This is a genomic window from Arthrobacter sp. 135MFCol5.1, assembly GCF_000374865.1.
GTDB lineage: Bacteria > Actinomycetota > Actinomycetes > Actinomycetales > Micrococcaceae > Arthrobacter.
The window spans coordinates 66,445-91,565 of the sequence record NZ_KB895466.1; the positions used below are offsets into that span (position 1 = coordinate 66,445).

25 protein-coding genes are annotated in these 25,121 nt (G+C 67.9%); 17 read left to right on the top strand and 8 right to left on the bottom strand.

What is annotated here, in order from left to right; genetic code table 11:
- Positions 1-3: 3 nt before the first annotated feature.
- From ispG to C563_RS0117985, 3 genes are read left to right on the top strand one after another with little or no spacing between them, the layout of a single operon-like run.
- Entirely contained in the window at positions 4-1,170 is a 1,167-nt protein-coding gene (gene ispG / locus C563_RS0117975; protein ID WP_018763462.1) for a flavodoxin-dependent (E)-4-hydroxy-3-methylbut-2-enyl-diphosphate synthase, read from the top strand.
- Positions 1,133-2,023 (top strand): GNAT family N-acetyltransferase, encoded by an 891-nt coding sequence (locus C563_RS0117980; protein ID WP_026265065.1) that lies wholly within the window; start codon positions 1,133-1,135, stop codon positions 2,021-2,023. The genes ispG and C563_RS0117980 overlap by 38 nt, the downstream gene beginning before the upstream one ends.
- 38 nt (positions 2,024-2,061) lie before the next feature.
- Complete coding sequence (locus tag C563_RS0117985; protein ID WP_018763464.1) at positions 2,062-2,820, top strand: hypothetical protein; 759 nt, start codon at positions 2,062-2,064, stop codon at positions 2,818-2,820.
- On the opposite strand, the gene C563_RS0117990 is transcribed toward C563_RS0117985, so the two are convergent.
- The 3 genes from C563_RS0117990 to C563_RS0118000 form a co-directional block, all read right to left on the bottom strand.
- Positions 2,813-3,379 (bottom strand): TetR/AcrR family transcriptional regulator, encoded by a 567-nt coding sequence (locus C563_RS0117990; RefSeq protein ID WP_018763465.1) that lies wholly within the window; start codon positions 3,377-3,379, stop codon positions 2,813-2,815. The genes C563_RS0117985 and C563_RS0117990 overlap by 8 nt on opposite strands.
- A 104-nt stretch (positions 3,380-3,483) precedes the next feature.
- Positions 3,484-4,239 carry an ABC transporter permease gene (locus C563_RS0117995; RefSeq protein WP_018763466.1) on the bottom strand — a complete coding sequence of 252 codons (756 nt, stop codon included), beginning with the start codon at positions 4,237-4,239 and terminating at the stop codon, positions 3,484-3,486.
- The gene (locus tag C563_RS0118000; protein ID WP_018763467.1) at positions 4,239-5,054 is read right to left on the bottom strand and encodes an ABC transporter ATP-binding protein; all 816 of its coding nucleotides are present in this window, start codon (positions 5,052-5,054) and stop codon (positions 4,239-4,241) included. The genes C563_RS0117995 and C563_RS0118000 overlap by 1 nt, the downstream gene beginning before the upstream one ends.
- 437 nt (positions 5,055-5,491) lie before the next feature.
- Between C563_RS0118000 and C563_RS0118005 the strand changes: the two genes are divergently transcribed.
- Genes C563_RS0118005 through C563_RS0118015 form a run of 3 tightly spaced genes read left to right on the top strand, consistent with a single transcriptional unit; the run spans position 5,492 to position 9,541 of the window.
- A complete protein-coding gene (locus C563_RS0118005) occupies positions 5,492-7,303 on the top strand; it encodes a proline--tRNA ligase (protein WP_018763468.1) in 1,812 nt (603 codons plus the stop codon).
- Entirely contained in the window at positions 7,300-8,094 is a 795-nt protein-coding gene (locus C563_RS0118010) for a sulfite exporter TauE/SafE family protein (protein WP_018763469.1), read from the top strand. Before C563_RS0118005 ends, C563_RS0118010 begins: the two co-directional genes overlap by 4 nt.
- Positions 8,095-8,149: 55 nt before the next feature.
- A complete protein-coding gene (locus C563_RS0118015; RefSeq protein ID WP_018763470.1) occupies positions 8,150-9,541 on the top strand; it encodes a pyridoxal phosphate-dependent decarboxylase family protein in 1,392 nt (463 codons plus the stop codon).
- Between the two features lie 39 nt (positions 9,542-9,580).
- Here the strand turns inward: C563_RS0118015 and C563_RS0118020 are convergent, their stop codons facing one another.
- From C563_RS0118020 to C563_RS0118030, 3 genes are all read right to left on the bottom strand, one after another.
- Positions 9,581-10,612 (bottom strand): aminoglycoside phosphotransferase family protein, encoded by a 1,032-nt coding sequence (locus tag C563_RS0118020; RefSeq protein WP_018763471.1) that lies wholly within the window; start codon positions 10,610-10,612, stop codon positions 9,581-9,583.
- Positions 10,613-10,616: 4 nt separating this feature from the next.
- Positions 10,617-11,384: a VIT1/CCC1 transporter family protein gene (locus tag C563_RS0118025; protein ID WP_018763472.1), complete on the bottom strand. Its 768-nt coding sequence runs from the start codon at positions 11,382-11,384 to the stop codon at positions 10,617-10,619.
- Between the two features lie 97 nt (positions 11,385-11,481).
- Positions 11,482-12,582, bottom strand: coding sequence for a DUF4439 domain-containing protein (locus tag C563_RS0118030; RefSeq protein ID WP_018763473.1), 1,101 nt, complete (start codon positions 12,580-12,582; stop codon positions 11,482-11,484).
- Between the two features lie 106 nt (positions 12,583-12,688).
- Here C563_RS0118030 and rimP point away from each other — a divergent pair, with 106 nt between their 5' ends.
- The 5 genes from rimP (at position 12,689) to rbfA (ending at position 18,638) form a co-directional block, all read left to right on the top strand.
- The gene (gene rimP, locus C563_RS0118035) at positions 12,689-13,303 is read left to right on the top strand and encodes a ribosome maturation factor RimP (protein ID WP_018763474.1); all 615 of its coding nucleotides are present in this window, start codon (positions 12,689-12,691) and stop codon (positions 13,301-13,303) included.
- Positions 13,303-14,283, top strand: coding sequence for a transcription termination factor NusA (gene nusA / locus C563_RS0118040; RefSeq protein WP_018763475.1), 981 nt, complete (start codon positions 13,303-13,305; stop codon positions 14,281-14,283). Before rimP ends, nusA begins: the two co-directional genes overlap by 1 nt.
- Positions 14,284-14,463: 180 nt before the next feature.
- Complete coding sequence (locus tag C563_RS0118045; protein ID WP_018763476.1) at positions 14,464-14,811, top strand: YlxR family protein; 348 nt, start codon at positions 14,464-14,466, stop codon at positions 14,809-14,811.
- Between the two features lie 152 nt (positions 14,812-14,963).
- Positions 14,964-17,849 carry a translation initiation factor IF-2 gene (gene infB / locus C563_RS0118050; RefSeq protein WP_018763477.1) on the top strand — a complete coding sequence of 962 codons (2,886 nt, stop codon included), beginning with the start codon at positions 14,964-14,966 and terminating at the stop codon, positions 17,847-17,849.
- A gap of 288 nt (positions 17,850-18,137) precedes the next feature.
- The gene (rbfA, locus tag C563_RS0118055; protein WP_018763478.1) at positions 18,138-18,638 is read left to right on the top strand and encodes a 30S ribosome-binding factor RbfA; all 501 of its coding nucleotides are present in this window, start codon (positions 18,138-18,140) and stop codon (positions 18,636-18,638) included.
- Between the two features lie 167 nt (positions 18,639-18,805).
- On the opposite strand, the gene C563_RS0118060 is transcribed toward rbfA, so the two are convergent.
- On the bottom strand, positions 18,806-19,933 hold the full coding sequence (locus tag C563_RS0118060; protein ID WP_018763479.1) for a ScyD/ScyE family protein: 1,128 nt from the start codon (positions 19,931-19,933) through the stop codon (positions 18,806-18,808).
- Between the two features lie 173 nt (positions 19,934-20,106).
- Here C563_RS0118060 and C563_RS0118065 point away from each other — a divergent pair, with 173 nt between their 5' ends.
- Both C563_RS0118065 and trxA read left to right on the top strand, forming a co-directional pair.
- Positions 20,107-20,589 carry a nucleoside deaminase gene (locus C563_RS0118065; protein WP_018763480.1) on the top strand — a complete coding sequence of 161 codons (483 nt, stop codon included), beginning with the start codon at positions 20,107-20,109 and terminating at the stop codon, positions 20,587-20,589.
- A 2-nt stretch (positions 20,590-20,591) separates the two neighbouring features.
- Complete coding sequence (gene trxA, locus C563_RS0118070) at positions 20,592-21,029, top strand: thioredoxin (RefSeq protein WP_018763481.1); 438 nt, start codon at positions 20,592-20,594, stop codon at positions 21,027-21,029.
- Positions 21,030-21,057: 28 nt separating this feature from the next.
- Here trxA and C563_RS0118075 read toward each other — a convergent pair whose 3' ends face one another.
- A complete protein-coding gene (locus tag C563_RS0118075) occupies positions 21,058-22,215 on the bottom strand; it encodes a pyridoxal phosphate-dependent aminotransferase (RefSeq protein WP_018763482.1) in 1,158 nt (385 codons plus the stop codon).
- A gap of 78 nt (positions 22,216-22,293) precedes the next feature.
- On the opposite strand from C563_RS0118075, the gene truB reads away from it, so the two are divergent.
- From truB to C563_RS0118095, 4 genes are all read left to right on the top strand, one after another.
- Positions 22,294-23,229 carry a tRNA pseudouridine(55) synthase TruB gene (truB, locus tag C563_RS0118080; RefSeq protein ID WP_026265070.1) on the top strand — a complete coding sequence of 312 codons (936 nt, stop codon included), beginning with the start codon at positions 22,294-22,296 and terminating at the stop codon, positions 23,227-23,229.
- A 2-nt stretch (positions 23,230-23,231) separates the two neighbouring features.
- Positions 23,232-23,585: a hypothetical protein gene (locus tag C563_RS0118085; RefSeq protein ID WP_018763484.1), complete on the top strand. Its 354-nt coding sequence runs from the start codon at positions 23,232-23,234 to the stop codon at positions 23,583-23,585.
- 19 nt (positions 23,586-23,604) lie between these two features.
- On the top strand, positions 23,605-24,054 hold the full coding sequence (locus C563_RS0118090) for a hypothetical protein (RefSeq protein ID WP_018763485.1): 450 nt from the start codon (positions 23,605-23,607) through the stop codon (positions 24,052-24,054).
- Positions 24,055-24,132: 78 nt separating this feature from the next.
- A complete protein-coding gene (locus tag C563_RS0118095; protein ID WP_018763486.1) occupies positions 24,133-25,116 on the top strand; it encodes a bifunctional riboflavin kinase/FAD synthetase in 984 nt (327 codons plus the stop codon).
- Positions 25,117-25,121: the final 5 nt, after the last annotated feature.

Consider the following 25,121-nt stretch of genomic DNA (forward strand, 5'->3'; position numbering starts at 1 on the left):
CACGTGACCTCGGTCAGCCTGGGAATGCCGTCAGCACCGCCGCCCGTCCTGGCACCCCGCCGCAAGACGCGCCAGATCAAAGTCGGCTCGGTAGGCGTGGGATCTGATTTCCCCATCAGCGTGCAGTCCATGACCACCACGCCCACCACGGACATCAACGCCACCCTCCAGCAGATTGCTGAGCTGACGGCGTCCGGCTGCGACATCGTGCGCGTCGCGTGCCCGTCCGCAGACGATGCCGAGGCGCTGCCCATCATCGCCCGCAAGTCCCAGATCCCGGTGATCGCAGACATCCACTTCCAGCCCAAGTATGTCTTCGCCGCCATCGAGGCCGGTTGCGCGGCAGTGCGCGTGAACCCCGGGAACATCCGGAAGTTCGATGACCAGGTCAAGGAAATCGCGGCCGCCGCGAAGGACCACGGCACCTCGATCCGGATCGGCGTCAATGCAGGCTCCCTGGAACCGGGCATCCTCAAGAAGTACGGCAAGGCCACCCCCGAAGCGCTCGTCGAGTCCGCTGTCTGGGAAGCGTCCCTTTTCGAGGAACACGGCTTCCACGACTTCAAGATCTCGGTCAAGCACAACGACCCCGTGATCATGGTGGCCGCCTACGAAATGCTCGCCGAAAAGGGCGACTGGCCGCTGCACCTCGGCGTCACGGAGGCCGGCCCCGCGTTCCAGGGGACCATCAAGTCCGCCACCGCGTTCGGGGCCCTGCTGTCCCGGGGGATCGGTGACACCATCCGGGTGTCCCTGTCCGCCCCGCCGGTGGAGGAAATCAAGGTGGGCAACCAGATCCTCCAGTCCCTCAACCTTCGTCCCCGCAAGCTGGAAATCGTCTCCTGCCCCTCCTGCGGACGGGCCCAGGTGGACGTCTACACTTTGGCCGAGCAGGTCACCGCCGGGCTGGAAGGGATGGAGATCCCGCTGCGCGTCGCTGTCATGGGCTGCGTCGTGAACGGTCCGGGCGAGGCCCGCGAAGCGGACCTCGGCGTTGCGTCCGGAAACGGCAAGGGCCAGATCTTTGTGAAGGGCGAGGTCATCAAGACTGTCCCTGAGAGCCAGATTGTTGAGACACTGATCGAAGAGGCCATGCGTATCGCGGAAGAGATGGGGGAGGCCGATGGCGAAGATGCTGTCAAGGGTAGCCCCGTGGTTAGCGTCTCGTAGGGACGATCCCGACCCTGCGGGTATTTCCGTCCGAACGCTTGACGGCCAGGACACCGCGGCGCTGACCAGTCTGGCGCAGCAGGATCCCGTTACCAACGTGTTCATCCTGGCGCATTTGCGCGCCACGGGCACCGCAGCACCCACTGCCGGAGGCGCCGGCGTTCTGGGCGTGTTCGACAACGGCGTCCTTTCCGGTGCCTGCTGGGCCGGGGCAAACCTGGTGCCGGTCCAGCTTGACCCCGCCCTTGCGCCGCTGGTAGCCGGGGCCGCGAACAGCTCCGGGCGCCGGTATGCGTCCGCCTTTGGGCCTGCGGAGGCAGTGCTGGCCCTTCATGCGGAACTCGCCCAACTGGGCCACCGTGCCCACGAAGTGCGGGCGGACCAGCCGCTGATGGTCATCGCGGAGCGGCCACGGGTCCAGCCCCACCCGGGTTTGGCCCAGGGCAACCTGGCCGACTTTGACCGTATCCTTCCGGCCTGCGCCGCCATGTTTGAGGAAGAAGTAGGATACTCGCCATACTTGGGCGGCCGGGAGTTCTACAGCCGCCGGGTGGAAGGCCTCATCCGGCAGGGCCACTCCCTGGTCCACCTGAACGAGGCACATGAAGTGGTTTTCAAGGCCGAACTGGGGGCCGTCACCGCGGACGTCACCCAGGTCCAGGGTGTGTGGATGAATCCCCGGTACCGCGGCCAGGGGCTGAGCTCCGGCTACATGTCCGCCGTGGTGGAAAGAGCGCAGAAGATCGCGCCCGTGACCAGCCTGTACGTCAACGGCTTCAACACCAAGGCCCGGTCCACGTACGAACGTGTCGGCTTCCGGCAGGTGGGTACGTTCGCTACAGTTCTTTTCTAGCGGCGTCCGCCGGAGGAGAACTGAAAATTGGGGGAAAAATGAAGAAGACCGTGCTGGGAACATTCGGGGCTTCTGCCCTCCTGGCCATGGCGGTATCCGGGTGCGGGGGACCGGCCACCCCGCAGGCCGCGGATTCCCCGACCGCAGCGCCAGCGGCGTCACAGACCACAGCCGCCCCAACTCCCACGGCAACGCCCACGCCTACCGCCAAGGCCTATACGTCCGAACAGCTTGCTGCCATCGTGGGGCAGGTCAGGGACTCGGCGGACCGCAGGCTGACAGTCCTGCCCGCCGTTGATATCACCAAGACGCTGGACCAGACCAAGACTATGCTCGCGTCGATCGACGTCAAGCCCGCGGAGTGCAAGGAACTCGCAGCTGCCAGCGCCGTGCCGAACGTCGATGGCGCCACCATGGCCATCGGCATGAGCACCGACGCCGGCACCGGCGCGGCGACCGCGCTATCGCTGATCGCCGGCCTGGACCAGAGCCTGCTGGGCAAGGTGGCCAGCTCCGCGGACCAGCTGGCCAAGTGCTCCTCCATGACCATGACGGCCTCGGGCATGGAGGTCTCGGTCACCGTGAAGGCCCTGCAGGGCGTGGGCTCTGTTCCCGGCGTCTTCGCATACCGTACGGACGCCACCTTGCCGGACGGCCGTACGCAGTCCACGGTCACGGCGCAGGCGGTGCAGCAGGGCGTGGTGCTCACTTCCGTCGCCTCCGGGGGCGCGAGCGAGGACGACGCCGTCCAACGGGCCGGTGCGCTCCTCGACTCGGCTGCTGCCCTGGTCAAATAGGGCCGGTGAGGTAGCGCTGCACCGTGGGTGCCACCAGCCGCACCACATCATCCGCGGGTGCTGACGCGAGCGGTTCCAGCCGCACCACGTAACGGACCATCATCAAACCCACGATCTGGCTTGCCACGAGGCTTCCGCGCAGCGCCACTTCCTGCGGCGGCCCGGGAACCGAAGCCGTGATCCTGGTGATCACCCGGCGTGCCACCGCCTCCCGAAGCTGCGACGTCCTGGCCGTGGACCCGATGGTTCCGCGCAGGAAGGCCAGGAGGCCGGCCTGGGCGGGGCTTTCCCAGAGCCGGAGGACCGTGCGGACCATCAACTCGGCCCGCTGGTCAGGGTCCGATTCCGCCATGCCCGCAAGGACCTGCTCCGGGTCGGCAGGCAGTTCCACGCTGAGGGCAAAGAGTTCGTCCTTGCCGTTGAAGAAATGGTGGATCATGGCCGGATCCACTCCCGCGGCGCGGGCCACCTGGCGCAGGCTGGTCCCGTCAAAGCCGTGTTCGGCGAAAAGCCTCCGGGCGGCGTCGAGGATGTGGTCGCGGGACGCGGTGGCGCCCACGCGGCGTCCGCGGCGCCCGGAACCCGCCGGGCGGCCGGAACCCGCCGGACTCCCTGCCGGATCCGCTGCCGGACTCCCTCCCGGATCCGCTGGCCCGGGAAAGGTCACGCTGTCCGCCGGCGGAGCGTCAACGCGGCAAGCACCAGCACGCCGAGCGAGATGCCGGCCATGGCCGCCGCGTCCTGCCACAACCGGCTGGTTGCCTCAGTATGGGCGGCGACCTCTTGGAGGGCGTCCACCGAGTACGTCAGGGGGAGCACGTTGGAGATGGCTTCCAGTACGTCATTCATCCGGTCCCGGGCAACGAACAGTCCACACAGCAGGATTTGCGGCACCACCACTACCGGCATGAACTGGACGGCCTGGAATTCGGTCCTGGCAAAGGCCGAACAGAACAGGCCCAGCGCGACGCCCAGGACCGCGTTGATCACCGCGATCAGCACCACGTAGCCGGGGGCGCCGGCGATGTCCAGGCCAAAAATCCAGTAGGCCACCGCTGTAGCCACCAGTGACTGGAGTGCGGCCATCAGGGAGAAAGCCACGCCGTACCCGAACAACAGGTCCGCCTTGTGCACCGGCGTGGTGAGCAGCCGCTCCAAGGTCCCGGACGTGCGTTCCCGCAGCATGGTGATGGACGTGACCAGGAACATCACCACGAACGGAAAGATGGCCAGCATCATCAGGCCAACCCGGTCGAACGTCCGGGGAACACCCGGCGGCAGCACCTCATTCTCATAGAGGAAGTACACCGCCGTGAACAGCAGCGCCGGCACCACCAGGATCAGGGCGATGCTGCGGTGGTCGTGGCGGAGCTGGCTGAGCACCCGGCGGGTGGTGGCGAGCATCATCAGGATGTCCATCAGTGCACCGTCCCCTCCGGGCGGGACGATGCCACGGCTTCCGGTTCATCGCCTGTCCCGGCGTGGTCCGCGTTCCGGATGATGGCCAGGAAGGCCTGTTCCAGGTTGCTGCTGTGCCCGCGCCTGCTGAGCTCGTCCGGCGTGAGTTGGGCGAGGAGCCGGCCCTCCCGCAACAGCAGCAGCGTGTCGCAGCGGCTGGCCTCCTCCATGACGTGGCTGGAGACCAGGAGGGTGGTCCCGGCCCGCGCCATGGCCCGAAACCGTTCCCACAGGTCGGCCCGGAGGACAGGGTCCAGGCCGACGGTGGGCTCGTCCAGCACCAAAAGGCGGGGGTGGGCCACCAGTGCGCAGGCCAGGGAGACGCGGTTGACCTGGCCGCCGGAGAGGTCGGCGGTCTTGCGGCGTGCCAGGGCTTCGAGGCCGACGGCGGCAACCGCCTCGGCCACGTCGGCTTTCCCTTTCCGGTGCATGGCACCGAAATAGCGGACGTTCGCTTCGACGGTCAGGTCCGGATAGACACTGGGGGACTGGGTGACGTACCCAACCTGCCGCCGCAAGGTGGCACTGCCCGCCGGCAGGCCCAGCACCTCGACGGTGCCGCCGGCTATGCGCTGCGCTCCCACGATGGTGCGCATGAGCGTGGTCTTGCCGCTTCCGGAGGGTCCCAGCAGACCGGTGATGCGTCCTGCTGGAATGCTGAAGTTCAGCCCGGCCAGCACGGTACGCCGTCCCAGTTTCACGGTCAGTGAGGACGCCGCGACGGCCGGGATGGCCTGCCGGCGGACCTCCGCCAGGGGTGCTTCCGGGTGGGTCATAACGCCTCCGTCGCCGCGCAGGGCTTCCCCTGACGGATCCGCCGGGGAATTCATCACCTGGTGAATTAAATGTAGGCCGGGGTGGCCGAGGGGGCAAGGGAATCCTCCGGCGCAGAAACACTTGTCAAACGTGTTCACCATCACATAGGTTCAATCTAGCTGCGCTGGAAGTGGGGTGGGCGGTCTCACCAGTCCTCACCAGTACTTAGGCGATAACGGCGTTGGGCCACGCCCGGATGCGATGACCAGCCTCACTGGGGGGCCAGGGGCTTTGTATTTTCCGGGCGTGGCCCTACTGTTTCCCGGCGCAGCGGGCTTCCCGGCCCGGGCGGGCTGCCCCTCCAGTCAGTGCCGCAGGGCGTGTGCCGGTAGATTAGTACCCAGACGAATTGTCCGGCCCTGCTGACCCAGCACTTCCCCAGAAACGGATACCACCCGTGGTCCTACGACTGTCCCAGCTTTTCCTGCGCACGCTGCGCGAAGACCCCGTCGATGCCGAGGTTGCCAGCCACAAACTGTTGGTCCGCGCCGGCTACATCCGCCGCGCGGCTCCCGGAATCTACACGTGGCTTCCGCTGGGGCTGAGCGTCCTGCGCAAGGTCGAGGAGATCATCCGCCAGGAAATGGCCGCCATCGGCGCCCAGGAAGTGCACTTCCCGGCACTCCTCCCGCGCGAACCGTACGAGGCCACCAACCGGTGGACCGAATACGGTGAGGGCCTGTTCCGGCTCCAGGACCGCAAAGGCGCCGACTACCTGCTGGCTCCCACGCACGAGGAAATGTTCACGCTCCTGGTCAAGGACCTGTATTCCTCCTACAAGGACCTCCCGCTGAGCCTGTACCAGATCCAGAACAAGTACCGCGATGAAGCACGCCCGCGTGCGGGCCTCCTGCGCGGCCGTGAGTTCATCATGAAGGACTCCTACTCCTTCGACGTCGACGACGCCGGCCTGGATGCCAGCTACGCAGCCCACCGGGGCGCCTACCTGAAGATCTTCGAACGCCTGGGCCTCGAGGTGGTTCCGGTGGCAGCCACCGCCGGTGCCATGGGCGGGTCCAGGAGCGAGGAATTCCTGTTCCCCACCGAAATCGGGGAGGACACTTTCGTCCGTTCCGCCGGCGGGTATGCAGCCAACGTCGAGGCCGTCACCACCGTGGTTCCCGACGAGATCGACTTCAGCAACGCCCCGGCCGCCGAAGTCCTGGACACCCCGGATACGCCCACCATCGAGACGCTGGTGGCGGCTTCGAACCAGATTGCCCCGCGGGCAGAGGCCGACGGCGGCGCCTGGAGCGCCTCTGACACGCTGAAGAATGTGGTCCTCGCCGTGACGCTGCCCACCGGCGAGCGGCAGCTGGTGGTCATCGGCGTTCCCGGCGACCGCGCCGTGGACCTCAAGCGCGTGGAAGCCAACATTGGTGCGTTCCTGCCGATCGCGGGCGAGATCGGCCTCGAGCAGGCCGGCGAGGAAGACCTCAAGAAGCAGCCCCTGATCGTCAAGGGCTACCTGGGCCCCGGCCTGTCGCTCGACCAGCCGCTCCTGGGCACCGAGAGTGCCACCAAGCTGCTGTACCTGGTGGACCCGCGCGTGGTCAGCGGAACAACGTGGATTACCGGTGCCAACCAGGCAGGCAAGCACGTCTTCGGCCTGGTGGCCGGACGCGACTTCACCTGGGACGGCGTCATCGAGTGCACCGAAGTCCGCGCAGGGGACCCCTCACCTGACGGTTCCGGCCCCCTGGAGACGGCCCGCGGCATCGAGATGGGCCACATCTTCCAGCTCGGCCGCAAGTATGCCGAAGCCCTTGACCTCAAGGTCCTGGACCAGAATGGCAAGCAGGTGGTGGTCACCATGGGCTCCTACGGCGTCGGCGTCACCCGTGCCGTTGCCGCGCTTGCCGAAGCCAACCATGACGAGCGCGGCCTGGTCTGGCCCCGCACGGTGGCTCCGGCCGACGTCCACGTCGTGGCCGTGGGCCGCGGGGACGAAATCTTCCAGGCAGCGGAAAAGTTGTCCGCAGAACTCGAAGAGGCCGGCCTCTCCGTGATCTACGACGACCGCCCCAAAGTCTCGCCCGGCGTGAAGTTTGGCGATGCCGAGCTTGTGGGCGTGCCCACCATCCTGGCCGTAGGCCGCGGACTGGTGGACGGCGTGGTGGAGATCAAGGACCGCCGCAGCGGCGAGGCCGAGAACGTTGCAGTGGACAAGGCCGTCGACTACGTGGTCAACGCCGTCCGCAACCGGTGATCTCCGGCTTCGAATCGATCCAGCTCACCACCATCATCCTGATCGTGGTAGCTGGGTTCGCGGCCGGCTGGGTTGATGCGGTAGTGGGCGGGGGAGGCCTCATCCAGCTTCCGGCGCTGCTGTTGGTTCCCGGCATCGCGCCGGTGCAGGCATTGGCCACCAACAAGATGGGCTCCATCTTCGGAACCGCCACGAGTGCAGCGACGTACTACCGGCGGGTGGGACCAGACCTTCGGACCGCCGTTCCCATGGCAGCCATTGCCTTGGCGGGCAGTTTTGGCGGCGCCAGCCTGGCCGCTTCCCTGCCCGCCGGGGTGTTCAAGCCGATCATCGTGGTGGCGCTGGTCGCCGTCGCGCTCTTCACCGCGCTGAAGCCCACTGTGGGCGACCTGACGGCGCTGCGGCACGACGGCCACAAGCACTACGTCGTCGCCTGCCTCATCGGTGCCGTGATCGGCTTCTACGACGGACTCATCGGTCCCGGGACGGGGTCCTTCCTGGTCATCGCCCTGGTGTCCGCCATGGGCTACGCGTTCCTGGAGGCCAGCGCCAAAGCCAAGATCGTGAACATGGCCACCAACGCCGGTGCGCTGCTGTTCTTCCTGCCGCACGGGTCCATCCTGTGGGGCCTCGGCCTGCTGCTCGGGGCAGCCAACATGGCCGGCGGCTACCTTGGCGCCCGCACCGCTGTGAACCAGGGCAGCAAGTTTGTCCGGGTGGTCTTCCTGGTGGTTGTCGCCGCGCTGATCGTCAAGCTCGGCTACGACGTCTGGGAGGACAACTTCGCCTGACCGGTGCGCAAAACTGCTCCTCGTGGCGGAACCCGCCCGGGCGTAGCATGCAGGTATGGCACCCGGGGATGACGAGTACGCACCGGCACTCGCGGCCGCGGCGAGGCACACCCAAGCCTGGCTGGCCAGCCTTCCAATCCGGCCTGTGGGGCCCAGCCTGCCCGCGTCCGAGCTTGCCGCAGCCTTTGGCGGGCCGCTCCCGGACGCCGGCATGCCGGCAGCAGAGGTCATCGACCTGCTTGCCGCCGCGGCCGAACCCGGACTCATGGCCATGCCCTCGGGCCGGTTTTTCGGCTGGGTGATCGGCGGCACCCTTCCCGCTGCCCTTGCCTCGGACTGGCTGGTCAGCGCCTGGGACCAGAATGCCGGCCTGCGCTATGCCACTCCGGCCACGGCTGCCATAGAGGAAGCCGCCGGCACCTGGCTGCTGGACTTGTTGGGGTTGCCCGGCGCCGCGGACGTCGGGTTCGTCACCGGCGCCACCATGGCGAATTTCACTGGCATGGCTGCCGCCCGGTGGCGGCTGCTGACCGGCGCAGGCTGGGACCTGGACCGCGACGGGCTGTCCGGCGCACCCCGGATCCGCTGCTTCGTGGGCAAGGAGCGCCACGACACCGTGGACCTCGGCCTGCGGTACCTTGGGCTGGGACAGCCGACGGCGGTGGACGCCGACGGTCAAGGGCGCCTGGTCCCTGCCGCGCTGGATGCCGCCCTCGCGTCCGGCACGGGACCCGCCCTGGTGTGCCTCCAGGCCGGGAACCTGCACTCCGGCGCCTTCGACCCGTTTGCGGACGCCATCGCCGTCGCGCGCAAGCACGGGGCGTGGGTGCACATCGATGGTGCGTTCGGATTGTGGGCGGCTGCCGCGCCGGAGCTGCGGCACCTCACCGCAGGCTTCGAGGAAGCGGACTCGTGGGGCACCGATGCCCACAAGACCCTGAACGTGCCCTATGACTGCGGCATTGCGATTGTCCGGGACGCCGCGGCGCTCCGGGCAGCCATGGGCCTGCACGCCAGTTACCTCGTGCACGACGCCGAAGGCCCGGGGGACCCGTTCGAGAAGGTCCCGGAGTTGTCGCGGCGCGCCCGCGGAGTGCCGGTCTGGGCAGCCCTGAAAAGCCTGGGCCGCGATGGGGTCGCAGCCCAGGTGGCCGCGCTGGCGGCTGCTGCCGCCGCGATCGCCGACGGCCTGGCAGCGCTGGACGGCGTGGAGGTCCTCAATGACGTCGGCTACACCCAGGTGTGCATCGCGTTCGGAGACGACGAGACCACCCGTGCGGTGACGGCCCGCATCATCGAGGACGGGAAAGTATGGATGTCCGGTTCGCGTTGGCAGGACCGCGACATCCTCCGCGTCTCCGTGAGCAACTGGCATACCGGCGGTGGGGACGTCGCCACCGCCGTGGAAGCTGTCCGCTCAGCCCTGGCCGCCGTGCGGACTTCGTGACCATCTCCGGGGCGGGACGTTCCGGCCGGCTGCCGGCTCCTATCCGCCCTGGCCCGGCTCCGGCAGGGCATGGGGGTGCGGCAAGCCCTCCAGGGTGCCCCCGGCCAGCGTGCTGGCAACCCAGAGCGACCGGGCCAGGTCGCCGTCGTGCCCGTGCGCGGCGTACCACAGCGCGTTGTCCACCTCCCTGGCGATGCCCCATTGCCGGGCCGCGTCCGGGTCGAGGCCGGCGGCCGTGCTGAAGTCGTGGCACCGCCGGAGCAGGCCGCGGCCGGCATCTTTTGCCGGCAGGTCCGCCAGGCGGTTCCACAGCAGGGGCGCGACGGCGAATTCCGGCTCGCCGATCATTGGCTGCGGGTCGATGGCCGCGTAACCGTCCCGCCCGTGTGGCCCATCCGGTGCCGCAGTCCCGGGACGGGCCAGGACATTCAGGAAATGCAGGTCTGTGTGGACCAGCAGGTCCCGGGCAGACCTCCGCCCGACCACGCCGCGGGTCTGGCACACTTCCAGGGCGGCTTCCAGCAGCCAGCGGGGAAAAGGCCGTCCAAGCTGCTCCCAATCCGCGGGAAAGTCGTCGCTCCACTGCTCCGCCCGCGCTGCAATGTGGCCGAACTCCAGCCACTGCGGGCGCTCATCCGGGACCAGCCCCAACTGCCGGACCAAGGCACCCCACAACGGGACGGCGTCGTCCACCGGCAGGGCAGCCAGCGACCGCCCGGCGTCAAGGCGTTCCAGGAGCATGGCGCATGACCCGGTGTCCGAGGCCAGCAGGGTCACGGCACCCAGCCCGTTCCAAAGCGCCAGCGCATGGCGCTCCACCATGGCCTCGTCGTGGGGAAAAGCGATCTTGAGCGCCGCAGGGCAGCCGTCCTCCTGCCGGACCGGGACCACCATGCCGCCGTGCCCGCTCCAGGGGAGGCTGGCGGGGGCCAGGTCGACCTCAAGGTGCCACTGCGCCAAGCGGTCCTCCAGCAGCCCGGTCAAGGCGCCGATCCAGGCCCGGCCGGCGCTGGTGCGTGCGTACCGGGACTCGAGGTCCGGAGGGATGGAGACTGCCTGCGCCCTGGTCACCGGATCAGACAACGCCCGAGGCGCCGAGCAGGTTGCCGATGAGGAACGTCGCAGCCAGCGCCAGGGCCCCGCCCACCACCACCCGGACGGCCGCCTTGGTTCTTGACCCCCCGCCAATCCATGCCCCCAGGGCTCCCGTCAACGCCAGGGCCACCAAAACCGACACGAACGTCAACGGGATCCGGAGCTCCGGCGGCGGAAGGAGAATAGCCAGCATGGGCAGGATGGCGCCGATGGTAAAGGCGAGCGCCGAGGCGAACGCCGCGTGCCAGGGACTGACGATATCCGTTTCGTCAATGTTCAGTTCCGCGGACAAGTGTGCTGCCAGGACATCATGGGCCGTAAGTTCCCGGGCCACCTTGGCTGCAGTCTCGGGGGTCAAGCCCTTGGCCTGGTAGATGGCGGTCAACTCGGCCAGTTCCGCGTCCGGTTCTTCCGCCAGTTCCCGGCGTTCCTTCTCGATGAGGGCCCGCTGGCTGTCACTTTGGCTGCTCACGGAAACGTACTCGCCCAACGCCATGGACACCGCACCGCCCACCACGCCGGCGACACCCGCCGTGAGGATGGGGCCGGACGCGGCGGTGGCACCTGCCACGCCCACCACGATCGCCGCCACGGAGACGATGCCGTCGTTGGCGCCCAGGACACCGGCACGCAGCCAGTTCAGCCGGTGGGCTGTATCGTCGCCGTGGGGTTCGGTCTCACGGTGGCGGTTCAGCTCCGGGGTTTCCGGGGTGGTGCCCCGGGCGTCGGCCGGTTCGTCCGCGTTCATGCCTTCAGCAAACCACCCCGGACGCCCCGGTGCCACCCCTCCGGCGTGGTCCCCTGCGAGCCGGCGCCTTTGGGAGTCAACGGGGCACAGTTTGCGGTCAGGATGGTGTGGGGGATGCCGTGGCGGATTCGCCGCCACGAAGCGCAGGCAGTTGCCCCACGTCCAGGATGAGGCCTGGGACCGGTCCCGGGTCTGCGCCCCACCGCGCGGCCCGGACCGCCGTGGACTCCAGCGCCCCCAGCGCCCAGGCCCGGTCCTGGCCTTGGGTCAGTGCCACGGCATCGCCGTAGGCCGCCAAGGTTGACGCTTCGATCCGGCCCAGCCCCGCCACAGGTGCGGCCAGGAAGCCGCCATCGAGGATAAAGCCCGGCTGCTGCGGCACGGGTACTCCGCAGGCACGCCGGAAGCGTGCTTCCGCGGACGCGGCAAGGCCTTTGTGCTGGCCCAGGAATTCAGACGCAGGGCCCGCCTCCGCCAGTGCGAGGCGGGGGAGGGCCGCCTGGTAGGCATAGATGGCCTGCTGCTCGGCGACAGTTACGGCTGCCAAGGCCTGGCGCGCGCCGGCAGGAGCGCCGGACCCGGTGGACTCCGGCGCGGCCGCAGTGGCAGGTGGCGCCACGCAGGGTGACGCGCTGGCGGCAGCCCCGGAAGCATCCGCGTCGGGTAATGGTGCCGTTCCCTGCGGCGCCGGCAGCCCGGCCGCCGCAGCGAGCCTCCCGGCCGCGAGCAGCTGGGCGGTGCCGGTCCCGGCCAGGAGGCGGGCCAAGCCGCCGTCGGCCTCGCCTGCGTCCCTGATGCGGACGCGGCCGCTCGCGGCGAGTGCCTGGACCACCTCTGCCGCCCCCTTGGCAGGGGTGGCAGAGGCTGGCGACGGGGACCCCGACCCCTGCGCGCCAGCTTCGGGGGAAGGGGACTGGAGGGCCCTGGCCTGGATGGTCAGCAACGTCACAACGGCGTCCACCGTGGTCGAATCCACGGCACCTTCGACCGTCAGGCCCTGTCCCGCAGCCCGCAGTTCCAGGGCGTCCGTGAGCGCCGCCGCCCGGGCCTGCTCCGAAAAGGAAGGAACCGCCGGCGCGGGCTTTTCCGCGGGAACCATGGCGAAACCGAGGCTCAGGACAACCAGCGCCGCCAAGGCGAGGGCGGCAACACGGAACGGACGCAGGCTCGGGTGGCTGTCATGGCGGCGGTCATTCACAACAGACCATGGTGTCACGCTGCGGGGGAACCCCGGTGCACCACTGGGCCGGTAAAATAGCTACGCTAGTAAACACACATCATCTATAGGGAGGGCGGCCGGCATCGTGAGCAATGCAGAAGCCACGGCTTCACCAGACCACACCGGTACGGGAAGCGGATCCGCACCGGCCCACAACCCGGAAGCCGCCCGGCTCCGGGCTCTTTTGGAGCCCGCCGTCCAGGCCAACCGGCTCTACCTTGAGGACGTGGCCATCAACATCGCCGGCTCGCACCGGGTGGTCAACGTCGTGGTGGACCTCCCGCAGGAGGAAACGGGCGGTGTCAGCCTGGACGTCATTGCCGACATCTCGAAGGTGCTCTCCGACGTCCTGGACAACGACCCCAGCGCCGACACGCGCCCGTACGACCTCGAGGTGTCCTCGCCCGGCGTCGGGCGTCCCCTGACCGAACCACGCCACTGGCACCGTGCCCGTGGCCGGATGGTCAAGGTCAACGTGGTCCAGGGTGAGAACGTCACCGGGCGCATCCAGTCGGTGGACGACGACGGCGTGACCCTGGTCCCCGAGGTCGCCGTCAAGAAGGGCATGAAGCCCCGGCAGGGCGAACCCGTAAAGCTTCCTTTCGACAGGATCCGCAACGGAAAAGTCGAGATCGAATTCAGCCACCTCTCCGGGGATGGTCTGGAACCTGAACACAATGGACCTTCCGAGGAGGCCTGATGGATATTGACATGAGCGCACTGAGGCTTTTGGAGCGTGAGCGTGAAATCCCGCTGGACCTCCTGATCCCCACCATCGAGCAGGCGCTCCTGGTGGCCTACCACAAGTCGCCCGGCGCCTTCGAAAAAGCGCGTGCCGAGCTGGACCGCAAGAGCGGCCACGTGACCATCTGGGCTGTCGAAATTGACGACGACGGCGCTCCGATCGGCGAATTCGAGCACACCCCCGAAGGGTTCGGCCGGATCGCTGCCAGCACCGCGCGCCAAATCATCCTGCAGCGGCTCCGCGACGTCGAGGATGACAACGTCCTGGGCGAGTTCAAGGGCCGCGAGGGCGAGCTGGTGTCCGGCACCATCCAGCAGGGCAACAACCCGCACATGATCCAGGTCAACCTCGGATCGCTGGAGGCGCTGCTGCCGCCGCCGGAGCAGGTCCCCGGGGAAAAGTACATCCACGGCAACCGCCTGCGCGCCCTGGTGATCGACGTCCACCGCGGCACCAAGGGTCCGTCGGTCACGCTGTCCCGCTCGCACCCGGGCCTGGTCCGGAAGCTTTTCGAACTCGAAGTGCCCGAGATCGCCGACCACTCGGTGGAAATCGTGGCACTGGCACGCGAGGCCGGACACCGGACCAAGATTGCCGTGAAGGCGAACACTCCCGGGATCAACGCCAAGGGCGCGTGCATCGGGGAAATGGGATCGCGGGTCCGGGCTGTCATGACCGAACTCAACGACGAAAAGATCGACATCGTCGATTTCAGCGAGAACCCGGCGACCTTCATCGCCAGCGCCCTCTCGCCGTCGCGCGTGAATTCCGTCACCATTACCGACGAAGCAACCCGGTCCGCCCGGGTGGTGGTCCCCGACTACCAGTTGTCCCTGGCCATCGGCAAGGAAGGCCAGAACGCCCGACTGGCGGCAAAGCTGACGGGCTGGCGGATCGACATCGTCTCCGACGCCGCGGCCCCCCGCGACAAATAACGTTCAAGGCAGGGTGGCTGCCGGACTCCGGCAGCCACCCGGTTTCGGGCAGAAGGGCCCAAAGGGGCTAGAATAGATAAGACCGCGCCTAACGGCCGGCAGCCGTGTGCCCTGTGCATGCCAGTTTTCCGGGACTCCGGAGGCGGGTATTCGAGGGCCAGCAGAATGAACGTCAGGACGATGACCGTGGCAGAAGTGCTTTCCACCGGGAGTCAGCCCGAACGTACCTGCATCGGATGCCGGAAGAAAGGCCTGCGGTCGCAGTTGCTCCGGCTCGTCGCCGAAGGCAGCGGGTCAACCGCTGTCCTGGTGGATGAACGACGCCGGATGTCTGGCCGGGGTGCATGGCTGCACCCCAGCCAATCGTGCCTGGCTCTGGCGATCAAGCGGCGAGCATTCGGACGTGCCCTTCCGGGCGCGACCGGAACAGCCGCCGTCGAACACTGGATCATGTCAGGTCCGAACGTTGACGCCGCCCCGGTGGCTGCAACACCAACCGTCCAACCTGAAAGCGGGTCAGAAATCTGATGGAAACCCGATGAGTTCCCAGCGATGAGTGCGTAACGATGACAACTTTGTTGCGCTCTGCAATGGGCCCCTTCGCATCAACAGCGGCTGGGGTCCGCAGTAAGAAGTAGACGGTTCGTGCCTGGCTCGGTGCGGACCGAGACAGGAGAAATGTGGCCAAGGTCCGCGTACATGAGCTCGCCAAAGAGCTCGGTATAACTTCCAAAGATGCAGTGACAAAACTGCAGGAACTGGGCGAATTCGTTCGCTCCGCCTCATCCACCATTGAGGCCCCCGTTGTGCGGAAACTGCGCAACGCCTTCCCCGACGCCGCTGCCAAGTCGGCAGCCCCTGCCGCGACGCCCGCAGCCGCCCCCAAGGCGCCCGCACCCGCAGCAGGATCACGTCCTTCGGCACCCGCACCCGGCCCGGCCGCGCCCAAGGCTCCGGCCCCCGCGGCACAAGCACCGGCAACGCCTGCCCAGGCTGCCCCGGCAGCTCCTGCAGCTGAAACCCCCGCGCCGGCCGCCCCCGCGGCTCCGTCCACGGGAGCCAAGCCCGGCGCCCGCCCTGCCCCGAAGGCAGAGACCCCGGCTCCCTCCACCCGTCCGGGTGGTTCCACGCCGGGTGCCTCCAGCCCCCGGCCCGGCGGTCCCCGCCCGGGCAACAACCCCTTCGCCACCTCACAGGGCATGCCCCGTGGCCGCGGCGGAGACGGTGAACGCGCTCCGCGTCCGGGCAACAACCCGTTCGCCACCTCACAGGGCATGCCCCGACCGGGCGGCGGCCGCGACGGCGACCGTCCCGGCGGTCCCCGTCCCGCAGCCGGTGCAGGCGGACCCCGTCCCGGTGGTCCGCGCCCCGCAGCCGGTGCCGGTGGACCCCGTCCCGCGGCAGGTGCCGGTGGACCCCGTCCCGGCGCCCCGCGCCCCGGCGGTCCCCGTCCCACTCCCGGCATGATGCCTAACCGCACCGAGCGTCCCGCACCCGCAGGTGCCGGCCGTCCCGGCGGCGGCCGCGGGCCCGGACGCCCCGGCGGCGCTCCCGGTACCGGTGGCCCCGGTGGCGGCGGCGGTGCTCCCGCCGGTGGCGGGTTCGGCAAGGGCGGCCGCGGCCGCGGTGGCACCCAGGGTGCCTTCGGCAAGGGCGGCGCAGGCCGTGGCAAGCAGCGCAAGTCCAAGCGCGCCAAGCGCCAGGAACTTGAGCAGATGAGTGCCCCGTCGCTGGGTGGCGTGAGCGTACCCCGCGGCGACGGCAACACTGTGATCCGGCTCCGCCGCGGCTCGTCCATCACGGACTTCGCCGACAAGATCGAGGCGAACCCCGCTGCACTGGTGACCGTGCTGTTCCACCTTGGTGAAATGGCTACCGCCACCCAGTCCCTGGACGAAGACACCTTCGCCCTCCTCGGCGAGGAACTGGGCTACAAGCTCCAGGTCGTCTCCCCGGAAGACGAAGAACGCGAGCTGCTCTCCAGCTTCGACATCGACTTTGACGCCGAACTCGAAGCCGAAGGCGACGAGGAACTTGAGGCACGTCCTCCTGTAGTCACCGTCATGGGTCACGTCGACCACGGTAAGACCCGACTGCTCGATGCCATCCGCAAGTCCGACGTCATGGCGGGCGAACACGGTGGCATCACCCAGCACATCGGTGCCTACCAGGTCACGCACAACCACGAAGGCGACGACCGGAAGATCACCTTCATCGATACCCCGGGCCACGAGGCGTTCACCGCCATGCGTGCCCGAGGTGCCAAGGTCACCGACATCGCCATCCTGGTGGTCGCAGCGGACGACGGCGTCATGCCCCAGACCGTTGAGGCGCTCAACCACGCCCAGGCGGCCAACGTACCGATCGTCGTGGCAGTGAACAAGATCGACAAGGAAGGCGCCAACCCGGAAAAGGTCCGCGGCCAGCTGACCGAGTACGGACTGGTTCCCGAGGAATACGGTGGCGACACCATGTTCGTGGAAGTTTCTGCCCGCCAGAACCTCCACATCGACGAGCTGCTCGAGGCCGTCCTGCTCACCGCGGACGCTGCCCTGGACATGCGCGCCAACCCGAACAAGGACGCCCGCGGTATCGCGATCGAAGCCAACCTGGACAAGGGCCGCGGTGCGGTTGCCACCGTCCTGGTGCAGTCCGGCACCCTGCGCGTCGGCGACACCATCGTGGCAGGCACGGCCCACGGCCGCGTCCGTGCGATGTTCGACGACGACGGCAGCGCCCTGACCGAGGCAGGCCCGTCCCGCCCCGTGCAGGTGCTGGGTCTGTCCAACGTCCCGCGCGCCGGTGACACCTTCTTCGTGACCGCTGACGAGCGCACCGCCCGCCAGATCGCCGAGAAGCGTGAAGCCGCCGACCGCAACGCCGCCCTGGCCAAGCGCCGCAAGCGGATCAGCCTGGAAGACTTCGACCAGGCCGTCGCCGAAGGCAAGATCGACACCCTCAACCTCATCCTCAAGGGTGACGTGTCCGGTGCCGTGGAAGCCCTCGAAGACGCGCTGCTCAAGATCGACGTCGGCGAAGGCGTGCAGCTGCGCGTCATCCACCGCGGTGTGGGTGCCATCACCCAGAACGACGTCAACCTGGCAACGGTCGACTCCGCCGTCATCATCGGCTTCAACGTCAAGCCCGCCGAGCGGGTTGCCGAACTGGCAGACCGCGAAGGCGTGGACATGCGCTTCTACTCCGTCATCTACGCAGCAATCGATGACATCGAAGCAGCCCTCAAGGGCATGCTCAAGCCGGAGTACGAAGAAGTCCAGCTTGGCACCGCCGAGGTCCGCGAAGTGTTCCGCTCCTCCAAGTTCGGAAACATCGCCGGCTCGATCGTCCGCTCGGGCATCATCCGCCGCAACGCCAAGGCACGCGTCACCCGCGACGGCAAGATCATTGGTGACAACCTCACGGTCGAGTCGCTCAAGCGGTTCAAGGACGACGCCACCGAGGTCCGCACGGACTTCGAATGTGGTATCGGTCTTGGCTCGTACAACGACATCACCGAAGGCGACATCATCGAGACCTTCGAGATGCGCGAGAAGCCGCGCGTCTAGGCTGTCTGTTTCGGGGCCGTCGGGATCTCCCGGCGGCCCCCGCTTTTCCGCCGTAAAGGGGGCCCCGCCCCTACGACGGGTGGCCGACGATCTGCGATCGTCAGCCACCCGTCTCCGGCAGGCCCGATGCCACTCCCGGGCCCCCTTCACGGCTCCAAAGCGCCGCCGGAAGATCCCGACGGCGTCGTCCCTGGCTTACCAAGGCGCGCACCACCCGGGGCGACGTAATCGCCCAAGTAGCGGCGTCGCCGTCGTACGTCCCAAATTTTTCTTCTTTAGGAGTTGTTCATGGCTGATCCGGCACGTGCTGCCAAATTGGCGCAGCGGATTAAGGTTGTTGTTGCTGAGGCTCTGGGCCGGAAGGCCAAGGATCCCCGGCTTGAGGGCATTACTGTTACCGACGCCCGGGTGACCAATGATCTGCAGCACGCCACTGTTTACTACACGGTCTTCGGTGACGAGGCTGTCCAGGCCGACGCCGCCAAGGGGCTTGAAAAGGCCAAGGGTGTGCTGCGGCAGGAAGTCGGCCGGAACATCACCGTCCGGTTGACCCCCACCCTGGAGTTCGTGGCAGACCAGATCCCGGTCAACGCTTCGAACCTCGAGGAACTCCTGCGGGAAGCCCGCAAGCGTGACGCCGAAGTGGCCGCGCTGGCCGCCAATGCGCAGCACGCCGGTGACGCCGACCCCTACAAGTCCGACGACGTCGACATCGACGAAGACGACTTCGACGAAGAGGACACCGACCTCAGCAGCGACGGCGACGTCGACGAGGACAGCAACAAGTAAGACACCGGCCTCAGCAGCGACGGCGACGTCGACGCGGACAGCAACAAGTAAGACACCGGCCTCAGCAGCGACGGCGACGTCGACGCGGACAGCAACATGCAGGACGCCAGCAGGGCCCGGGAGCTGATCCCGGGCCCTGCTGCTTTTAACCCATCAGTGCTGCATCCCTAGTGCAGGTCAGCTTTGATGACCTTCCCGGACGGCGGCTGCGAGGGATCCCCGAGCGCGTCAGCCGTGGCGTAGAGCGTGTTTCCGCTGATGTCGACGTCCGCGGGCATGTTTACAGCCAGGAACTGGGAACGGCTGCCCTCACACGTGAACTTCAGGATCTCGCCGCCGAACAGGGACGCCACATACACATCACCATTGCCGGCGACCGCCAGGCCCGTGGGGCTGAGGATGTGGTCCGCCCAGAGGTCGGTGTCACCGTTCCACGGGTTGATCTTGAAAATCGCACCGCGGGCACCAAGCTCCGGTCCTTCCGGTCCGCCCGGCAGGGATGTCACATACAGCATCCCGTCCGGGCCGATCACCACATCGGTAGGCACGGGCTCGAAGGCGTACTTGTGCCCTACCACGCAGTCCGGAACCGTCATGGTGTTCCCCTCCATGTCCACAGGGATCTTCAAACCCGCCGGAATGGTGGCCGGCCGTGGCGGCAGGACGGCGATTGTATCGATGTCGCCGTTCTTCAGGTTCACCTTGAGCACGGCGTTCATCCCTGCGTCGGCCACATAGGCGGTGTCATCCTTGACCGCCAGGGCATAAGGGTGGGAGTCAACCGTGCCTTTGTACTTTGCCGGCGGGAACGCGGGCCAACCGGCCAGGCACTGATCGCTGACGTCACGGCCAAACCCGTAGCGCTGGTCTCCGTCCGGGTTGTGGCGCCGTTCGTAGTCGGCAAAGTTGGCGATGGTGTCCACATCGCCCTTGGCGTCGATCGACTTGAGGTATCCGTGCAGTGCGGCGGGGTCTCCCTGGCCGGCGCCCACACTTTCAAGGTAATACGTGGTGCTGCCGTGGGTGTCCGAGCCGGCCACCTCCCAGCCCTGGGGCGTCTCGGTCGCCAGGTCCTTCGTGGCGCCGTCCCTGCTGATGCGGGTGAGTTTTCCGGCAAAGTCCTGGGACACCAGGACCGATTTTTCGGTCCCTGCAGCGACGTGCAGAGGAGAGACGAGTCCATCTGCAAGGACATCGTAGTCGTGTGTGCGGGTGGATGCAGAGGCGGGGCCAGCGGACGCCATGGCGGCGGCGGTGGCCGCGATACAGGCTAAGAGTGCGAGTCTTTTTTTCATTGGGATCTCCGGGTGCGGGGCCCTTGACGGGCTGGATAGGAAGCCTCCGAGGAGGCGAAATGTTCCCCCGCGCGCAAGCGTAGGCTCCTACCAGCGGGTAGTCGTTGGGGGAATCCCCCCTGCGTTGCCCCCTTTCTATCCCCCAACAGCGCCCACGTGGCTAGGATCGTGCTATGACCTCGGACGAGCACGGCATCCCCTCCACGTACCTCGAGCAGGCAGTGGACCTGGCAACGCGGAACGTCGGCCTGGGCGGGGGACCGTTCGCTGCCGTGGTGGTGACCCCCGACGGGAAAGCCCACGCCGGTGTCAACCGCGTCACCCGGGACAACGATCCCACCGCCCACGCGGAGGTCGTGGCCATCAGGGCAGCGGCGGCGGCAACGGCAAACTTCGACCTCACCGGATCCGTGCTCTACGCAAGCTGCGAGCCGTGCCCCATGTGCCTGGCCTCGGCCCTGTGGGCCAGGATCGGCCATGTCTACTTTGCCGCAGACCGGCACGGGGCGGCGGCTGCGGGCTTCGATGACGCCCTCTTCTACGACTACTTCAACGGCACCCGGCCGGACCTGATGCCGGTCACCCGGGGTGACATCCCGACGTCGGACCTCCCCTTCCAGGCGTGGGGCGCCTTCGCCGGCAGGAAGGACTACTAGCCATGGAAACCGCACTCATCGCCTGCCCTGCCTGCGGAAAGACCAACCGGGTGCCGCTCCGGGCAGCCGGTCATCCGCGCTGCGGCAACTGCAAGGCTGACCTTCCGTGGATTGTGTCTGCCGGCGACGCGGACTTTGCCGTGGTCGCCGAGCAATCGGCAGTGCCGGTGCTGGTGGACTTCTGGGCCGCATGGTGCGGGCCCTGCCGGATGGTCAGCCCCGTCCTGGACAAGCTGGCGCGGGAGCGGCCGGGAAAGATCAAGCTTGTCAAGGTGGACGTGGACACGTCTCCTGGTTTGTCGCGGCGGTTCGATGTCCAAGCCATTCCGACACTGATGGTGATCGTGGACGGCAAGGTGGTGGCCCGCCAAGCCGGCGCCGCACCGGCGGACGTCCTGCGTTCCTGGCTGGACCGGGCACTCGCCGGCGCGCAGACCTGACGCCGGCCGCCAGGTCTTGCGGGCGCCGCTACCGGGACGCGGCAGGAAGCCGCGACACGCCCTCGAGGAGTTCCTGCTTCCGGCCGCACAACGCGATCCGCACCCAACCCTCGCCAATGGAGCCGAATGCGGTCCCCGGCGCCAACGCCACACCGGCGTCCGCCAGGAAGCGCCGCACCCAGGCCCGCACATCGCCGCCGGTCGCGTGGGACAGATCGGCCCACAGGTAGAACGCACCCTGCGCCGGGAGGAAACGGATCCCCTTGGCAGCCAGTACCGCCGAGGCGGCATCCCGGTTCTCCCGGTAATGCCGATGTGCGTGCCGGACGTAGTCCTGCGGCCCGGTCAGGGCGGCGAGCGCCGCATACTGCGGGGCGGACGCCACACACGACACGATCGACTCCATGACGTTGTCCATTTTCTGCTTGAAGCCCGGCGGGCAGATGAGCGCGCCAATCCGCAGTCCGGTGAGGCCGTACGTTTTCGACAGCGTCAGGGAGGCGAACACGCGGGCCCCCTCCGGGGAGCCGGCGTCGAACCGTGCCGGGCTCACGTGCGGCACATCGTAGGTGAACGCCTCGTAGCACTCGTCGGAGATGACCCAGAGATCGTGCCGGCGGGCCAGGTCCATCAGGTCCCGGACCAGGTCCTCGCCCAGCACGGCCCCCAGCGGGTTTGACGGTGAGTTGAGCACCAGCACCCGGGTGCGGCCGGTAATGAGGGCCTCGACGTCGGCCACCCGGGGTTGGAAGTTGTGGTCCGGGTGCAGCGGGTACTGCACGGGCACGGCATTGAGCAGCCGGCTGGTCATGGCAAAGGTGGGATAGCCCGGGTTGGGGATCAGGATCTCGTCACCCGGGGAGAGCAGCAGGCTCATGGCCAAGTGCAGGCCCTGCTGCGCGCCGGACACCACGTAGACCTGGTCGGCCCCGACATCGACGCCCTGGTCCTGGCGGAACCTGGCCGCGAACGCCTCCCGCAGGGCCGGGATCCCCGCGTTGGGCGTGTAGTTGGTTTCATCGCGGTCCAGGCAGGCGATGCCGGCGTCCAGGACGTGGCGGGGGAGCGGGAAGCCGGGCTCGCCGATGCTCAGCACCAGCGCGTCCGGCGTGCGCCAGGCGGCCTCGGTGATCTCGCGGATCTGGTTGACGGGCACGTCGCGGACGTGGGCGGCAAGCTCGGGCATGCCAGCCATCCTAGCCGTCCACGTCCGCCCTCCGCCTGGCGTGCGGGCGCCCCAACCTGCGCCGATATACTGGGAGGCGTGCTTTCTGGACTGGTGATAGTGGACAAGCCGCAGGGATGGACCAGCCATGACGTGGTTGGCCGGATGCGGCGCCTCGCAGGTACCCGGAAAGTGGGGCATGCGGGCACCCTCGACCCCATGGCCACCGGCGTGCTTGTCCTCGGCATCAACAAGGCCACCCGCCTGCTGACCTACATTGTGGGCACCTCCAAGACCTATACGGCCACCATTCGGCTGGGCCAGTCCACCGTGACGGACGACGCCGAAGGGGAGGTCACCGCCACGGCCGGCACGTCCGGGGTGGGCGAGCAGGCAATTTACGACGGCGTCGCAGCCCTCACCGGCAGGATCGAGCAGGTGCCCAGCAGCGTCAGCGCGATCAAGGTCAACGGCGAACGCGCCTATGCGCGGGTGCGCTCCGGCGAGGACGTCAAGCTGGCCGCCCGCCCCGTCACCATTCACCGCTTCGAGGTCCATGCCGTCAGGCGGGATCCGGACGCGGACGTCATCGACCTCGATGTCACGGTTGAATGCTCCTCCGGTACATATATCCGTGCCCTCGCCCGGGACCTCGGCCACGCCCTCGGCACCGGCGGGCACCTCACCGCCCTCCGCAGGACCCATGTGGGCCCCTACTCGCTGGACCAGGCGCGGACCCTTGAAGAGCTCGCCGAAGAACTCACCATCCTGGAAATGTCACAGGCCGCCCGGGCCCTGATGCCCAACCGTGAGCTGACCGCGGAGGAGACTACGGAAATCTCCTTCGGCCGGCGGATCGCTTCCGGAGCCTCGACAGGTACCGCGGGCGCCGCCACGGCGGAACACCCGGCCGCAGCCTTCGCCCCCGACGGCACCTTGGTGGCCCTTCTCGCCGACGCGGGCAGCTACGCCAAACCGGTGCTGGTCTTCGCCCCCGGCACCGGCCCGGCAGCGACCGCCGCCGCGGAGGCATAGGCGTGGATGCATATTTTTGGATCATCCTGGTGGTCGGCCTGGTGTCCACGGTGCTTTGCGTCGGTGCCGGAATCCTGAAGAAAGCGCCCAACGACGTCACCATCCTGTCCGTCGCCGCGGTCGAACTGGCCCTCGTGGTCTACCTGGTGGGTTCCATCGTGCGGGTCATTGCCGGCGAACGCATTGCAGGCGAAGCCTGGGAATTCTGGGGCTACATGGCCACCGCCATGCTCCTGCCCCCGGCAGCGGCGTACTGGTCCATCCTGGAACGGACCCGGTGGAGCAACTTTGTCCTGGCCGCCGTCGGCGTCACCGCACTGGTGATGGCCGCGCGGATGAACCAGATCTGGTACTGAAGTGGAAGAAGCAAAACAAATGAAAGACCAGCAGGCCCGCCCGGCCGAGGACGCACCCGCCCGCAACACCCGCAATACCGGGCCCGGCAGGCTGCTGATCGCGGTCTATGGGGTGTTCGCGATCTCCGCCACGGCCCGCGCCGGGTACCAGATCCTCACCAAATTCTCCGAGGCCCCGCTGGCCTACCTGCTCTCGGCCTTCGCCGCCCTGGTCTACGTAGTGGCCACCGTCTCCTTGGCCAAAGCAGGCAGCACCTGGTTCAAGGTCTCCGTAGCGGCCGTCCTGGTGGAACTGGCGGGTGTCCTGGTGGTGGGGACCCTGAGCGTCCTGGACTCCGTGCAGTTCCCGCACGAGACCGTCTGGTCGCTGTTCGGCCGCGGCTACGGCTTCATCCCGCTGCTGCTGCCCATCCTCGGGCTGGCGTGGCTGTACCGCCGCCGCCCGTCCCAGGCCAAGGCCGCGCAGTGAATCCGGGTAACCTTGAAGAGTTCCGCGGCCGGCCTGGCCCCGGGACACAGATTTTGCAGGCAGCTTAAGGCGAGGGTGATGGTCTACATCTGGAACGATCCGTCCGATGTCCCGGCGGACTTCGGCCCATCCGTTGTCACGTTCGGCAATTTCGATGGCGTTCACCGCGGCCACCAGCAGGTGCTCTCCCAGTTGATCCGCTCGGCCCGCCTCGCGCACGCCAAGGCCGTGGCCGTCACCTTCGACCCCCACCCTGCGCTGATCCACCGCCCCGAGGCCGCGCCGGAACTGATCATGGGCCTGGAGGACAAGCTGGAGGCCCTGGGCGAGCTCGGCCTGGACGCCGTCCTCGTGGTCAAGTACTCCCTGGACCTCGCCAGCCTGACGGCCGAGGAATTCGTGGAGCAGTACCTGGTGGACTGCCTGCACGCGAGCCACGTTGTCATCGGCCACGATGCCCGCTTCGGCCGCGGCAACTCCGGTGACCTGGACACCATGAAGGCGCTGGGCAAAAAGTTCGGCTTCGATGTCCAGGTGATCAGCGAATTCGGCTCAGAGGGCTACCCGCTGCACGGCGACGAAGCCACCGACCGGCGCTGCTCGTCCACCTGGGTGCGCGAGGCGCTGCAGGAGGGCGACGTCGCCACCGCTGCCGCGGTGCTGGGCAGGGCCCACCGGATGCGCGGCGAAGTGGTCCACGGTGCCGCCCGCGGCAGGGCGCTCGGTTTCCCCACCGCAAACCTCGCCTCCAATGCCTCGGGACTGATCCCGGCCGACGGCATCTACGCAGGCTGGCTGGTGGACCAGGCCGGAACGCGCTGGCCGGCGGCGATTTCGGTGGGCTCCAATCCCACGTTCGACGGCGTCAGCCGGCAAGTCGAGGCACACGTCATCGACCGGCCCAAGGAAGCCGTGGAGGACTTCGATCTGTACGGCCAGACAGTGATCGTGGAATTCGTCGAACGGTTGCGGGGCATGGTGGCCTATCGTGGCCCTGAGGCCCTGGTGGAACAGATGCGGCTGGATGTGGCGCAGGCCCATCAACTCCTCGCCGCCCGCTGACAGCA

What these genes read in the sequence shown, in the direction of transcription:
- C563_RS0117980 (WP_026265065.1), top strand. Translation starts at nt 1,133, where the DNA reads ATGCTGTCAAGGGTAGCCCCGTGGTTAGCGTCTCGTAGGGACGATCCC.
- C563_RS0117985 (WP_018763464.1), top strand. Translation starts at nt 2,062, where the DNA reads ATGAAGAAGACCGTGCTGGGAACATTCGGGGCTTCTGCCCTCCTGGCC.
- C563_RS0117995 (WP_018763466.1), bottom strand. Translation starts at nt 4,239, where the DNA reads ATGGACATCCTGATGATGCTCGCCACCACCCGCCGGGTGCTCAGCCAG.
- C563_RS0118000 (WP_018763467.1), bottom strand. Translation starts at nt 5,054, where the DNA reads ATGACCCACCCGGAAGCACCCCTGGCGGAGGTCCGCCGGCAGGCCATC.
- C563_RS0118015 (WP_018763470.1), top strand. Translation starts at nt 8,150, where the DNA reads ATGGCACCCGGGGATGACGAGTACGCACCGGCACTCGCGGCCGCGGCG.
- C563_RS0118025 (WP_018763472.1), bottom strand. Translation starts at nt 11,384, where the DNA reads ATGAACGCGGACGAACCGGCCGACGCCCGGGGCACCACCCCGGAAACC.
- nusA (WP_018763475.1), top strand. Translation starts at nt 13,303, where the DNA reads ATGGATATTGACATGAGCGCACTGAGGCTTTTGGAGCGTGAGCGTGAA.
- C563_RS0118045 (WP_018763476.1), top strand. Translation starts at nt 14,464, where the DNA reads ATGACCGTGGCAGAAGTGCTTTCCACCGGGAGTCAGCCCGAACGTACC.
- rbfA (WP_018763478.1), top strand. Translation starts at nt 18,138, where the DNA reads ATGGCTGATCCGGCACGTGCTGCCAAATTGGCGCAGCGGATTAAGGTT.
- C563_RS0118060 (WP_018763479.1), bottom strand. Translation starts at nt 19,933, where the DNA reads ATGAAAAAAAGACTCGCACTCTTAGCCTGTATCGCGGCCACCGCCGCC.
- C563_RS0118065 (WP_018763480.1), top strand. Translation starts at nt 20,107, where the DNA reads ATGACCTCGGACGAGCACGGCATCCCCTCCACGTACCTCGAGCAGGCA.
- trxA (WP_018763481.1), top strand. Translation starts at nt 20,592, where the DNA reads ATGGAAACCGCACTCATCGCCTGCCCTGCCTGCGGAAAGACCAACCGG.
- C563_RS0118075 (WP_018763482.1), bottom strand. Translation starts at nt 22,215, where the DNA reads ATGCCCGAGCTTGCCGCCCACGTCCGCGACGTGCCCGTCAACCAGATC.
- C563_RS0118090 (WP_018763485.1), top strand. Translation starts at nt 23,605, where the DNA reads ATGAAAGACCAGCAGGCCCGCCCGGCCGAGGACGCACCCGCCCGCAAC.
- C563_RS0118095 (WP_018763486.1), top strand. Translation starts at nt 24,133, where the DNA reads ATGGTCTACATCTGGAACGATCCGTCCGATGTCCCGGCGGACTTCGGC.